Origin of the sequence: Lysinibacillus sp. FW12, from assembly GCF_050817245.1 — a bacterium.
Classification (GTDB): Bacteria; Bacillota; Bacilli; order Bacillales_A; family Planococcaceae; genus Lysinibacillus; species Lysinibacillus irui.
Genome location: NZ_CP139094.1, coordinates 1149563 through 1162568 on the forward strand (window position 1 = coordinate 1149563; position 13006 = coordinate 1162568).

Consider the following 13006-nt stretch of genomic DNA (forward strand, 5'->3'; position numbering starts at 1 on the left):
AGAAAATCCAAGAAGAAAGGGGCGAATGACATGGATTCATTTACATTTTATAACCCAGTGAAGCTACATTTTGGTGAGGATGCGCTAGAAAAGCTGCCGAAAGAATTAGAGCTATATGGAAAAAAAGTATTAGTTGTTTATGGTGGTGGAAGCATCAAGGCTAACGGTGTGTACAAGGCTGTCATGGACAAATTACAGCAGGCTGGTAAAACGATTTTTGAATTAAGTGGTGTAGAACCAAATCCACGTGTAGAAACAGCTAGACGTGGTATTGAGATTTGTAAAACAGAAGGAATCGACTTAGTGCTGGCAGTTGGTGGCGGCTCTGTTATCGATTGTTCTAAATTAATCGTTGCGGGTGCAAAATATGATGGAGATGCTTGGGATATCGTTAAACGTAAGGTAGTTGTAGAGCAAGCCCTACCATTAGGAACAGTATTAACACTTGCTGCTACTGGCTCAGAAATGAACTCGGGGTCAGTCATTACCAATGCTGCTACAGAGGAAAAATTAAGCTGGGGTAGCCCAGCAGCGTTCCCGAAATTTTCAATACTCAATCCTGCCTATACAGTGACTGTACCTAAAAACCATACTGTTTATGGGATTGTTGATATGATGTCACATGTATTCGAACAATATTTCCATAATACAACGAATACCCCGATTACTGATGAGATGTGTGAAGGGGTATTACGAACAGTCATTACGACTGCACCAAAATTGCTAGAGGATTTAGAAAATACTAAGTTACGTGAAACGATTCTATTAGCTGGAACAATTGGCTTAAATGGCTTTTTATCGATTGGTTCTCGTGGTGATTGGGCATCACATAATATTGAACATGCTGTTTCGGCTGTCTATGATATTCCACATGCGGGTGGTTTAGCTATTCTTCAGCCACATTGGATGCGCTTAAGTGTGCCAGTCAATCCAGAGCGTTTTGCCGGTATAGCGACACGTGTATTTGGCGTCGATGCAACGAACAAGACAGCAGAAGAAGTGGCTTACGAAGGCATCGATCGTTTATCTGCATTCTGGACATCATTAGGTGCACCTGATCGTTTGGCTGATTATCATATTGATGATTCGAAATTTGAACAGATTGTAGAGCATGCAATGCAGAACGGTCCATTTGGAAACTTTAATAAATTGCATGAGGAAGATGTCAGAACAATTTTGCGAAATTCTTTATAAGGTATGAGTGTGAGACTGTGATTATAGTCTCACACTTTTTTGTTGAAAGGTTTAGAAAAAATAACGATTTATGTTGAATAATGTCGTAGATGTTTCTAAAGTCCTTGGTGTATAATGAAATGGATAGATACAAAATGGAGGTAATTATACTTTTTGGATTTTTGTAGTGATAAAAGTCACTTTGTTCAATGTATCTTTTGGTCTATAATATCAAATTTTTGTTATACGAAACCTTCTGTGAATGAAGGGGAAAGATAGTTTTTTGTCGTAATTGCTCAATTAATGTAGGGGTGTTCAGAAGTTGTTCAGTCATCTTTATTAAAATAATTACACTATTAAACAAAAAGGAGAGGGATCAAATGTTGAAACAATTGCTAGAGGACCGTATCGTTACATTAAGCTGTATCGAGATACCGTTTCAGCAGCATGTTTATAAAATGCAAAATTGTGTAGAAGTATTGGGAATTGAAGCAAAATCACTGCAAATTGAAAATGATAAAATTATTACAGGATACATTGTTGATCAGAGTATATTATTCAAAAGCTTACGTTTTGGGCAAACGACTATTATTTTTTCAGATGGTGTAAATAAAGCAATTGTACAATTATTTGTTCGTCCTTCAGGAGAAATTGTTGTAGAAGTAAAGCCGTATCTAGGGGATGCTGAAATTGTTACGGTGTATTATCGAACAATTTTAGCAGATACTGCTATAGCAATTGACCTAAAAGGTGCTTTGAAGCATTATTTGGTAGCCCATCAATTGATGAATATGGAAGATTCCATTGCTGAAGTACATTATCATTCCATGCATCCAAACGTTTTAAAGGATTCATTCGCTGGTAATTTTGTGTTAGGCTGTCATGTCGATGGTAGAGACATTTATAATGCAGAAGAATATGCTTTAGCGAATCGACAAGCAACATTACAATTTTCGAAAATCGTCATTCAACAGAATGGTAAAAGAAGGACCATTGCTTGTAATCGATTGCTCACTTTTATGATTACCAATCATGTCTTTGTGGGGTACGAGAATATCCCTGAAGATCTAAATGAAGTGAATAGTGATGACGGACGCAACCATTTAAAATTAGTATAAAAGAAAGCCAACTGCCTGAAATACGGCAATTGGCTATTTGTTTTTTTATGATTATATAGTGTTGTTTGGTCTTTCTCCGACATGTACCCAGTTAGTTTTTCCATCATCTTCATCGAATAAAATCGCTACTTTGGATACCCCTTTTTGACTTAATATGACCTCAGTTAAATGATCGCGAACATCATCTAAAAAAGCAAGTGATAGATGGGGGTCAGCTTCAGCAACTAATTCAACGTGTAAAAATTCCCCTTCTTTAATTACCTCAAGACGAACAATGTCTTTAATGTTCGGATCATCCATTACAAGGTGAGCGATATGATTTAACATCTCTTCATCTGTTTCTCCAATGACGCCGCGTGCATTATCGAGGAAAACCTTACCGACAACATAGAACATCATCGCCCCGATAATCATCGAAACAAGTCCTTCTATTCTGCCCCAACCTGTAAAATAAGCAATCACGATAGCGGCAAAGGCTAAAATATTCCCGCTTGTAGCGACTAAATCTTCCATAAAGACTAATTTAGTTGCAGGCTTTGCGCGATTTAAGAAAGGAAATGCTTTAATAATAGATGTGATTCCAGCTTTCTCTTGTCCTGCTTCATGTAGTACTTCTACAGCTGCTTTAGCCAGTACTGTGCCCTCTAAAACAATCCCTATTAACAATACGCCAAGTGCAATAAGTACCCCACTAGACTCACCGGCAGGGTGAATGAAATGATGCCAGCCTTCTTTTATTGTTTCATAAGAAAGTATAGCTACTATAATAACGGCGAATAGGCATACCAAATTGACAATACGGCCGAAGCCCCCGGGGAACTTTTTAGTAGGTGCCTTTTTTGAAAGGGCCGAACCTATATATACAAAAAATTGGTTTGCTGCGTCACCAAGAGAGTGCATCATTTCTGCAAACATGGCTACATTACCTGTAAAGAAAAAGGCGGCTCCTTTGATAATTCCTAAAAAGGCATTTACAAATGCCGCCATAAGGGAGGGTTTGTTGCCATCCTTTAGTAGTTTAAATAGTTCTGCCATAAAAAATCCTCCAACTAATTTAAAATTTCCATTTCGATTTTTTCTATATAGGATAGTTCTCGTAATGAACGATAAAATGACAATAAATTATCAGAAACAATTAAAGATAGACGTAAATCCAACTCGTGTAAAACACTATTATTTTTTAAATGTACATCTTTAATGCGAATATTTTCGATGATGATGTTGTTGTCCTTTAAAAATAATAGAAACGATTCTGTATTGTTGTCATCATCTATTTGCACTTTTAATAAAATCTCTCGCATGCGAATGCGTTTAGGACCAATTTTCATGAGAAAAGGCGATAGAATTTCGATTCCGAAAACAATAATCACAACAGCTAATGTTGCATCCATATAAAATCCTGCTCCAACGGCGATGCCGATACCAGCAGCTCCCCATATCATGGCCGCGGTTGTTAAACCTGTAATGCTGTCATTGCCTCGTCTTAAAATGACGCCTGCGCCAAGAAATCCAATCCCGCTAACGATTTGTGCAGCTAAACGAAGCGGATCCATCGTAATATTAATATCTTCTCTGGGAGGAGTTGAGTAGGCTGTTTCAATGGAGATGATGGTAAGTAAGCAGCTGAAAGTAGCGATCACTAAACTTGTCTTTAATCCAACTGGCTTCTTCTTTAATTCCCTTTCGATACCGATTACTAAACTTAATGTGGCTGCAATAACTAATTTTATGCCAACTTCATATGTAATCATATTTTCCAATAATGTTTCCATACACAACCCTCCATTGATATTTCGTATTGCTAAGAGATATGCAAGCTGTCATTATTATATGTGCCATTACTTTTTTGTATTGTACAACATGAAAGGAAGGAAATATAAGTATTTTTTATCTTGATACAGCAAGAATCTATTATTTCTGAAATGAAGCATTAGTATGGAATGCTCTCTCATTAAATGGGAGGGTTACTTAATTGTTTTCTTTCGTAAGAAATAGGAGAGCGAAATTGATGGAGGTGATTTTATGGAGAAGCCGAAGATTCATCCGTACATTCCAATCGTAATTGGTGTTATTTCAGTATCTATGTCCGCTATTTTCGTGAAATTAGCATCAGCGGAAGCGGGCATTATAGCATTTTATCGTATGCTATTTTCGGTTTTAATAATGCTTCCATTGTTTTTGGGGAGATATTCAAAGGAGCTTACAACATTAAAGAGGCGTGATTGGCTTTTTTCTACAGCCGCGGGAATCTTTTTAGCATTTCATTTTATTTTATGGTTTGAGTCACTCAACTATACTTCTGTCGCAAGTTCAACAGTTCTGGTAACGCTACAACCTTTGTTTGCCTTTGTGGGGACATACTTTTTCTTTAAAGAAAAGATAACGATGAAAACAATCGTTGCTGGAACAATTGCTATTGCGGGAAGTATTTTAATTAGTTGGGGCGATTTTAAAGTAAGTGGGACAGCTTTTTACGGAGATATATTAGCGCTCATTGCTTGTGCACTTGCTACAGCTTATTTTTTATTAGGACAGGATGTACGCAAAAGATTATCGTTAATGACTTATACAATGGTTGTTTATGTAGTGAGTACAATTACTTTATTTATCTATGTACTAATTAAAGGAGAATCATTTGGACCGTATTCTTCTTCTGATTGGTTATGGTTTGTCTTATTAGCGTTAATACCTAATTTATTTGGTCATACTTTATTTAATTGGTCTATTAAATACGTAAGTACGAATGTTGTTTCAATAGCTATTCTCTTTGAGCCGGTTGGTGCAGCTCTTTTAGCATTGTGGATATTTAAGGAGTATTTAATCGTTACCCAAATCTTTGGTGGGTTAATTGTATTAGTAGGAATCCTATTGTTTGTAATTGATATAAAAAAGATTTTTAAATTTTTTATGAAAAATGCTTGATTTTAAAAATGATATATTATATATTATTACTTGTCCTTAACAAGAAGGAACACTTGAAAAAAAGAAATTTAAAAAGTTGTTGACTTCTCGTTGAGAATGAGATATGATAGTAAAGTCGCTAAAACGACTTAAACAAAATGAACCTTGAAAACTGAACAAGCAAAACGTAATCAATAAAGTTTTAAGTAACTAGTTTCGGCTAGTGAACAAAACAAAATTTTGGACATCAAAATTGATGCCAGCAAAACAATTTGAGCTAATCAAATTTCTTTTATGGAGAGTTTGATCCTGGCTCAGGACGAACGCTGGCGGCGTGCCTAATACATGCAAGTCGAGCGAACAGAGAAGGAGCTTGCTCCTTTGACGTTAGCGGCGGACGGGTGAGTAACACGTGGGCAACCTACCTTATAGTTTGGGATAACTCCGGGAAACCGGGGCTAATACCGAATAATCTGTTCCACCTCATGGTGGAACACTGAAAGACGGTTTCGGCTGTCGCTATAGGATGGGCCCGCGGCGCATTAGCTAGTTGGTGAGGTAACGGCTCACCAAGGCGACGATGCGTAGCCGACCTGAGAGGGTGATCGGCCACACTGGGACTGAGACACGGCCCAGACTCCTACGGGAGGCAGCAGTAGGGAATCTTCCACAATGGGCGAAAGCCTGATGGAGCAACGCCGCGTGAGTGAAGAAGGTTTTCGGATCGTAAAACTCTGTTGTAAGGGAAGAACAAGTACAGTAGTAACTGGCTGTACCTTGACGGTACCTTATTAGAAAGCCACGGCTAACTACGTGCCAGCAGCCGCGGTAATACGTAGGTGGCAAGCGTTGTCCGGAATTATTGGGCGTAAAGCGCGCGCAGGCGGTCCTTTAAGTCTGATGTGAAAGCCCACGGCTCAACCGTGGAGGGTCATTGGAAACTGGGGGACTTGAGTGCAGAAGAGGAAAGTGGAATTCCAAGTGTAGCGGTGAAATGCGTAGAGATTTGGAGGAACACCAGTGGCGAAGGCGACTTTCTGGTCTGTAACTGACGCTGAGGCGCGAAAGCGTGGGGAGCAAACAGGATTAGATACCCTGGTAGTCCACGCCGTAAACGATGAGTGCTAAGTGTTAGGGGGTTTCCGCCCCTTAGTGCTGCAGCTAACGCATTAAGCACTCCGCCTGGGGAGTACGGTCGCAAGACTGAAACTCAAAGGAATTGACGGGGGCCCGCACAAGCGGTGGAGCATGTGGTTTAATTCGAAGCAACGCGAAGAACCTTACCAGGTCTTGACATCCCGTTGACCACTGTAGAGATATAGTTTCCCCTTCGGGGGCAACGGTGACAGGTGGTGCATGGTTGTCGTCAGCTCGTGTCGTGAGATGTTGGGTTAAGTCCCGCAACGAGCGCAACCCTTGATCTTAGTTGCCATCATTTAGTTGGGCACTCTAAGGTGACTGCCGGTGACAAACCGGAGGAAGGTGGGGATGACGTCAAATCATCATGCCCCTTATGACCTGGGCTACACACGTGCTACAATGGACGATACAAACGGTTGCCAACTCGCGAGAGGGAGCTAATCCGATAAAGTCGTTCTCAGTTCGGATTGTAGGCTGCAACTCGCCTACATGAAGCCGGAATCGCTAGTAATCGCGGATCAGCATGCCGCGGTGAATACGTTCCCGGGCCTTGTACACACCGCCCGTCACACCACGAGAGTTTGTAACACCCGAAGTCGGTGAGGTAACCTTTTGGAGCCAGCCGCCGAAGGTGGGATAGATGATTGGGGTGAAGTCGTAACAAGGTAGCCGTATCGGAAGGTGCGGCTGGATCACCTCCTTTCTAAGGATTATTTCGGAATACAAACCTTGGGTTTGTAAGATTACGTTTTGCGTTCAGTTTTGAAGGTTCATTCTTCCGAATGAAATACTTCAAAACTTGTTCTTTGAAAACTGGATAAAACGACATTGAAATTGTAACAAACACATTTATTTTTTAAGTTTTTTATAGGCTTAATAACATCAGTAAGGTTTCAAGACACAAGCAGTTCTAGGAAGCAATCGAGTGAATGAAGGAGCGTACTTCAGTACGTGACTGATTGAACGAGTGAAGCTGACAACGAAATGCGATGTGTATTGAAAGCTATAGGTTAAGTTATTAAGGGCGCACGGCGAATGCCTTGGCACTAGGAGCCGAAGAAGGACGGCACTAACACCGATATGCTTCGGGGAGCTGTAAGTGAGCTTTGATCCGGAGATTTCCGAATGGGGGAACCCACTACGTTTAATCGCGTAGTATCTTGACGTGAATACATAGCGTCTTGAAGGCAGACCCAGGGAACTGAAACATCTAAGTACCTGGAGGAAGAGAAAGAAAAATCGATTCCCTGAGTAGCGGCGAGCGAAACGGGAAGAGCCCAAACCAAGAGGCTTGCCTCTTGGGGTTGTAGGACACTCTATACGGAGTTACAAAAGAGCGAGTTAGATGAAGCGACTTGGAAAGGTCCGCCAGAGCAGGTAAAAGCCCTGTAGTCGAAAGTTCGTTCTCTCCTGAGTGGATCCTGAGTACGGCGGAACACGTGAAATTCCGTCGGAATCCGGGAGGACCATCTCCCAAGGCTAAATACTACCTAGTGACCGATAGTGAACCAGTACCGTGAGGGAAAGGTGAAAAGCACCCCGGAAGGGGAGTGAAAGAGATCCTGAAACCGTGTGCCTACAAGTAGTTAGAGCCCGTTAATGGGTGATAGCGTGCCTTTTGTAGAATGAACCGGCGAGTTACGATTACGTGCAAGGTTAAGCTTTAGAAGGCGGAGCCGCAGCGAAAGCGAGTCTGAATAGGGCGAAATAGTACGTGGTCGTAGACCCGAAACCAGGTGATCTACCCATGTCCAGGGTGAAGGTAAGGTAACACTTACTGGAGGCCCGAACCCACGCACGTTGAAAAGTGCGGGGATGAGGTGTGGGTAGCGGAGAAATTCCAATCGAACTTGGAGATAGCTGGTTCTCTCCGAAATAGCTTTAGGGCTAGCCTCGTGATGAGAATACTGGAGGTAGAGCACTGTTTGGACTAGGGGGCCATCCCGGTTTACCGAATTCAGACAAACTCCGAATGCCAGATATTTATACACGGGAGTCAGACTGCGAGTGATAAGATCCGTAGTCAAAAGGGAAACAGCCCAGACCACCAGCTAAGGTCCCAAAGTAATCGTTAAGTGGAAAAGGATGTGGCGTTGCACAGACAACCAGGATGTTGGCTTAGAAGCAGCCATCATTTAAAGAGTGCGTAATAGCTCACTGGTCGAGTGACGCTGCGCCGAAAATGTATCGGGGCTAAACGATTCACCGAAGCTGTGGATTGACATCTACGATGTCAGTGGTAGGAGAGCGTTCTAAGTGCGTTGAAGTCAGACCGGAAGGACTGGTGGAGCGCTTAGAAGTGAGAATGCCGGTATGAGTAGCGAAAGACGGGTGAGAATCCCGTCCACCGTATGACTAAGGTTTCCTGAGGAAGGCTCGTCCGCTCAGGGTTAGTCGGGACCTAAGCCGAGGCCGACAGGCGTAGGCGATGGACAACAGGTTGATATTCCTGTACCACCTCCTCACCGTTTGAGAAATGGGGGGACGCAGTAGGATAGGGTAAGCGCGCTGTTGGTTATGCGCGTCCAAGCAGTAAGGCGTGTGTGTAGGCAAATCCGCACACTGTAACGTTGAGCTGTGATGGCGAGTCCGTATGGACGAAGTTCCTGATTTCACACTGCCAAGAAAAGCCTCTATCGAGGTGAGAGGTGCCCGTACCGCAAACCGACACAGGTAGTCGAGGAGAGAATCCTAAGGTGTGCGAGAGAACTCTCGTTAAGGAACTCGGCAAAATGACCCCGTAACTTCGGGAGAAGGGGTGCTCTTGAGCGTGCAAGCGCATGAGAGCCGCAGTGAATAGGCCCAGGCGACTGTTTAGCAAAAACACAGGTCTCTGCAAAACCGTAAGGTGACGTATAGGGGCTGACGCCTGCCCGGTGCTGGAAGGTTAAGAGGAGTGGTTAGCGCAAGCGAAGCTGCGAATTGAAGCCCCAGTAAACGGCGGCCGTAACTATAACGGTCCTAAGGTAGCGAAATTCCTTGTCGGGTAAGTTCCGACCCGCACGAAAGGCGTAACGATCTGGGCACTGTCTCAACGAGAGACTCGGTGAAATTATAGTACCTGTGAAGATGCAGGTTACCCGCGACAGGACGGAAAGACCCCGTGGAGCTTTACTGTAGCCTGATATTGAATTTTGGTACAACTTGTACAGGATAGGTAGGAGCCAGAGATCTCGGAGCGCCAGCTTCGAAGGAGGCGTCGGTGGGATACTACCCTGGTTGTATTGAAATTCTAACCCATGCCCCTTAGCGGGGCAGGAGACAGTGTCAGGCGGACAGTTTGACTGGGGCGGTCGCCTCCTAAAAGGTAACGGAGGCGCCCAAAGGTTCCCTCAGAATGGTTGGAAATCATTCGTAGAGTGTAAAGGCACAAGGGAGCTTGACTGCGAGACCTACAAGTCGAGCAGGGTCGAAAGACGGGCTTAGTGATCCGGTGGTTCCGCATGGAAGGGCCATCGCTCAACGGATAAAAGCTACCCCGGGGATAACAGGCTTATCTCCCCCAAGAGTCCACATCGACGGGGAGGTTTGGCACCTCGATGTCGGCTCATCGCATCCTGGGGCTGTAGTCGGTCCCAAGGGTTGGGCTGTTCGCCCATTAAAGCGGTACGCGAGCTGGGTTCAGAACGTCGTGAGACAGTTCGGTCCCTATCCGTCGTGGGCGTAGGAAATTTGAGAGGAGCTGTCCTTAGTACGAGAGGACCGGGATGGACACACCGCTGGTGTACCAGTTGTCTTGCCAAAGGCATCGCTGGGTAGCTATGTGTGGACGGGATAAGTGCTGAAAGCATCTAAGCATGAAGCCCCCCTCAAGATGAGATTTCCCATTACGCAAGTAAGTAAGATCCCTCAAAGACGATGAGGTAGATAGGTTCGAGGTGGAAGTGTGGTGACACATGGAGCTGACGAATACTAATCGATCGAGGACTTAACCAAATTGTTTGAAGCAGTCAATGTACGTTTATCCAGTTTTGAAAGAACAACTCTTTCATAAGAGCTTTTATACATAGTGTATTTTGAAGCTTAACATATAGGAACTTCTGCTAAGAATGCTATATCCTTATTGTAATGCAGAAGACAGCACATCTACGTGCAAGTCTAGTGATGATGGCAAAGAGGTCACACCCGTTCCCATACCGAACACGGAAGTTAAGCTCTTTAGCGCCGATGGTAGTTGGGGGCTTCCCCCTGTGAGAGTAGGACGTCGCTAGGCATAATACCCAGGAGGATTAGCTCAGCTGGGAGAGCACCTGCCTTACAAGCAGGGGGTCGGCGGTTCGAGCCCGTCATCCTCCACCATATGCCGGTTTAGCTCAGCAGGTAGAGCAACTGACTTGTAATCAGTAGGTCGTGGGTTCGATTCCTATAGCCGGCACCATTTTTTCGAGCCATTAGCTCAGTTGGTAGAGCATCTGACTTTTAATCAGAGGGTCGAAGGTTCGAGTCCTTCATGGCTCACCATTTTGAAATAATAATAAGCGGGTGTGGCGGAATTGGCAGACGCACTAGACTTAGGATCTAGCGCCGCAAGGCGTGGGGGTTCGACTCCCTTCACCCGCACCATTATTTTCATTGCCAGATAAAAAAACTTATGCACATGCGGAAGTAGTTCAGTGGTAGAACACCACCTTGCCAAGGTGGGGGTCGCGAGTTCGAACCTCGTCTTCCGCTCCAAATGTGCCGGGGTGGCGGAACTGGCAGACGCACAGGACTTAAAATCCTGCGGTAGGTGACTACCGTACCGGTTCGATTCCGGTCCTCGGCACCATTTATTATGCGCCCGTAGCTCAATTGGATAGAGCGTCTGACTACGGATCAGAAGGTTATGGGTTCGACTCCTGTCGGGCGCGCCAAAAGAACGAACGGGAAGTAGCTCAGCTTGGTAGAGCACTTGGTTTGGGACCAAGGGGTCGCAGGTTCGAATCCTGTCTTCCCGACCATTTCCTAAAATTATGGGGCCTTAGCTCAGCTGGGAGAGCGCCTGCCTTGCACGCAGGAGGTCAGCGGTTCGATCCCGCTAGGCTCCACCATAGTAAATAACCAGTATAAAGATCCTGGCGGCGTAGCTCAGCTGGCTAGAGCGTACGGTTCATACCCGTAAGGTCGGGGGTTCGATCCCCTCTGCCGCCATCTTAAAGGACCTTTAGCTCAGTTGGTTAGAGCAGACGGCTCATAACCGTCCGGTCGCAGGTTCGAGTCCTGCAAGGTCCACCATTTATATAGTGTAACGGAGGTATACCCAAGTCTGGCTGAAGGGATCGGTCTTGAAAACCGACAGGCGGGTAACACCGCGCGGGGGTTCGAATCCCTCTACCTCCTCCAGTTTTAAATTTTTATAAATGGTGCTTTAAAAACTCGAAACAGAATATCATTATCGCGGGGTGGAGCAGTGGTAGCTCGTCGGGCTCATAACCCGAAGGTCGTTGGTTCAAATCCGGCCCCCGCAACCAAAAGGTCCCGTGGTGTAGCGGTTAACATGCCTGCCTGTCACGCAGGAGATCGCCGGTTCGATCCCGGTCGGGACCGCCATTATTATAATGAAAAACATGAGAAGCAAAAGAGTGAGCAAGCTTAGCATGGACGAAATGGGTCAGTAGCTCAGTTGGTAGAGCATTAGATTGAAGCTCTAAGTGTCGGCGGTTCGATTCCGTCCTGACCCACCATTTATGCGGGTGTAGTTTAATGGTAAAACCTCAGCCTTCCAAGCTGATGTCGTGGGTTCGATTCCCATCACCCGCTCCAAGGGCCTATAGCTCAGCTGGTTAGAGCGCACGCCTGATAAGCGTGAGGTCGATGGTTCGAGTCCATTTAGGCCCACCATTATTCCGAAGTAGCTCAGTTGGTAGTAGCACCTGACTGTTAATCAGGTTGTCGCAGGTTCGAGTCCTGCCTTCGGAGCCATTTTTTATTTGGGGAAGTACTCAAGAGGCTGAAGAGGCGCCCCTGCTAAGGGTGTAGGTCGGGTAACCGGCGCGAGGGTTCAAATCCCTCCTTCTCCGCCATTGGCCCGTTGGTCAAGTGGTTAAGACACCGCCCTTTCACGGCGGTAACACGGGTTCGAATCCCGTACGGGTCATACTAAAAAACAGTAACTGCATTTGCAGCTACTGTTTTTTTTATATTTAGATAGATATATAATTACTCATTATTTAGTGCGCTTTCATCCATATATACTACTTCCCAAATATGCCCATCTACATCTTGGAATCCCCAGCCGTACATAAATCCGTGATCTTGTGGTTCACTGTAAGGTTTACCACCAGAGGCTAGTGCTTTATTTACTAATTGATCTACTTGTTCTCGGTTTTCAGCGGAAAGACATAATATCGCCTCTGCAGAAGTAGCTGTATCTGCAATCTCCTTCTTTGTAAATCCTTTGAATCGTTCTTCTACCATTATTAATGCAAAGATATTTTCGCTAATAATCATTGAAGCTGTTGTTTCATCACTAAATTGTTGATTAAATTCAAAACCTAAGTCTTTAAAAAAGTTGATTGATTTGTTAAGATCTTTTACTGGTAAATTGATAAATATATTTTTCGATTGAAAAGCCATTGATTATCACCTCCAAATCGACAGTATCATAGAAAATAAATCCATGTCAATTTCTACAAGTAAATGGATTTCATTTATTTCCCAACATCCTTAATCAAAAAAGTATAAGTCATATCAAA

The 13006-nt window shown here is 44.2% G+C and carries 6 protein-coding genes, 20 tRNA genes and 3 rRNA genes; 26 read left to right on the forward strand and 3 right to left on the reverse strand.

What is annotated here, in order from left to right; translation table 11 throughout:
* Positions 1 to 30: 30 nt before the first annotated feature.
* On the forward strand, positions 31 to 1194 hold the full coding sequence (locus tag SJW71_RS05800; protein ID WP_274794203.1) for an iron-containing alcohol dehydrogenase: 1164 nt from the start codon (positions 31 to 33) through the stop codon (positions 1192 to 1194).
* A gap of 359 nt (positions 1195 to 1553) precedes the next feature.
* Complete coding sequence (locus tag SJW71_RS05805) at positions 1554 to 2291, forward strand: hypothetical protein (protein ID WP_431811857.1); 738 nt, start codon at positions 1554 to 1556, stop codon at positions 2289 to 2291.
* A gap of 51 nt (positions 2292 to 2342) precedes the next feature.
* On the opposite strand, the gene SJW71_RS05810 is transcribed toward SJW71_RS05805, so the two are convergent.
* Positions 2343 to 3326, reverse strand: a complete 984-nt coding sequence (locus tag SJW71_RS05810; RefSeq protein WP_274794201.1) for a cation diffusion facilitator family transporter — start codon at positions 3324 to 3326, stop codon at positions 2343 to 2345.
* A 14-nt stretch (positions 3327 to 3340) separates the two neighbouring features.
* Positions 3341 to 4063, reverse strand: coding sequence for an MgtC/SapB family protein (locus tag SJW71_RS05815; RefSeq protein ID WP_274794200.1), 723 nt, complete (start codon positions 4061 to 4063; stop codon positions 3341 to 3343).
* A gap of 250 nt (positions 4064 to 4313) precedes the next feature.
* Here SJW71_RS05815 and SJW71_RS05820 point away from each other — a divergent pair, with 250 nt between their 5' ends.
* The 24 genes from SJW71_RS05820 (at position 4314) to SJW71_RS05935 (ending at position 12408) form a co-directional block, all read left to right on the forward strand.
* Positions 4314 to 5213: a DMT family transporter gene (locus SJW71_RS05820; protein ID WP_322612048.1), complete on the forward strand. Its 900-nt coding sequence runs from the start codon at positions 4314 to 4316 to the stop codon at positions 5211 to 5213.
* A gap of 270 nt (positions 5214 to 5483) precedes the next feature.
* Positions 5484 to 7035 (forward strand): 16S ribosomal RNA (locus SJW71_RS05825).
* A 305-nt stretch (positions 7036 to 7340) separates the two neighbouring features.
* Positions 7341 to 10268 (forward strand): 23S ribosomal RNA (locus tag SJW71_RS05830).
* A gap of 161 nt (positions 10269 to 10429) precedes the next feature.
* Positions 10430 to 10545 (forward strand): 5S ribosomal RNA (gene rrf / locus SJW71_RS05835).
* Together the 16S, 23S and 5S rRNA genes with 20 tRNA genes alongside form the textbook arrangement of a ribosomal RNA operon.
* 10 nt (positions 10546 to 10555) lie before the next feature.
* Positions 10556 to 10631, forward strand: a tRNA-Val gene (locus SJW71_RS05840).
* 3 nt (positions 10632 to 10634) lie between these two features.
* Positions 10635 to 10710 (forward strand) — tRNA-Thr (locus SJW71_RS05845).
* A 7-nt stretch (positions 10711 to 10717) separates the two neighbouring features.
* Positions 10718 to 10793: transfer RNA gene (locus SJW71_RS05850), tRNA-Lys, on the forward strand.
* A gap of 17 nt (positions 10794 to 10810) precedes the next feature.
* Positions 10811 to 10895: transfer RNA gene (locus SJW71_RS05855), tRNA-Leu, on the forward strand.
* A gap of 36 nt (positions 10896 to 10931) precedes the next feature.
* A tRNA-Gly gene (locus SJW71_RS05860) sits at positions 10932 to 11006 on the forward strand.
* A gap of 5 nt (positions 11007 to 11011) precedes the next feature.
* A tRNA-Leu gene (locus SJW71_RS05865) sits at positions 11012 to 11100 on the forward strand.
* Positions 11101 to 11108: 8 nt separating this feature from the next.
* A tRNA-Arg gene (locus SJW71_RS05870) sits at positions 11109 to 11185 on the forward strand.
* Positions 11186 to 11195: 10 nt separating this feature from the next.
* Positions 11196 to 11272: transfer RNA gene (locus SJW71_RS05875), tRNA-Pro, on the forward strand.
* Between the two features lie 14 nt (positions 11273 to 11286).
* Positions 11287 to 11362: transfer RNA gene (locus SJW71_RS05880), tRNA-Ala, on the forward strand.
* A gap of 26 nt (positions 11363 to 11388) precedes the next feature.
* Positions 11389 to 11462 (forward strand) — tRNA-Met (locus SJW71_RS05885).
* A 7-nt stretch (positions 11463 to 11469) separates the two neighbouring features.
* Positions 11470 to 11546 (forward strand) — tRNA-Ile (locus SJW71_RS05890).
* Between the two features lie 15 nt (positions 11547 to 11561).
* A tRNA-Ser gene (locus SJW71_RS05895) sits at positions 11562 to 11654 on the forward strand.
* 53 nt (positions 11655 to 11707) lie between these two features.
* A tRNA-Met gene (locus SJW71_RS05900) sits at positions 11708 to 11782 on the forward strand.
* 3 nt (positions 11783 to 11785) lie between these two features.
* Positions 11786 to 11861 (forward strand) — tRNA-Asp (locus SJW71_RS05905).
* A gap of 58 nt (positions 11862 to 11919) precedes the next feature.
* A tRNA-Phe gene (locus SJW71_RS05910) sits at positions 11920 to 11995 on the forward strand.
* A 5-nt stretch (positions 11996 to 12000) separates the two neighbouring features.
* Positions 12001 to 12074: transfer RNA gene (locus SJW71_RS05915), tRNA-Gly, on the forward strand.
* Position 12075: 1 nt separating this feature from the next.
* A tRNA-Ile gene (locus tag SJW71_RS05920) sits at positions 12076 to 12152 on the forward strand.
* A 4-nt stretch (positions 12153 to 12156) separates the two neighbouring features.
* Positions 12157 to 12233 (forward strand) — tRNA-Asn (locus tag SJW71_RS05925).
* Between the two features lie 10 nt (positions 12234 to 12243).
* Positions 12244 to 12334 (forward strand) — tRNA-Ser (locus SJW71_RS05930).
* Between the two features lie 2 nt (positions 12335 to 12336).
* Positions 12337 to 12408: transfer RNA gene (locus tag SJW71_RS05935), tRNA-Glu, on the forward strand.
* Positions 12409 to 12470: 62 nt separating this feature from the next.
* Here the strand turns inward: SJW71_RS05935 and SJW71_RS05940 are convergent.
* Positions 12471 to 12887, reverse strand: a complete 417-nt coding sequence (locus tag SJW71_RS05940; RefSeq protein ID WP_312507672.1) for a VOC family protein — start codon at positions 12885 to 12887, stop codon at positions 12471 to 12473.
* Positions 12888 to 13006 lie beyond the last annotated feature (119 nt).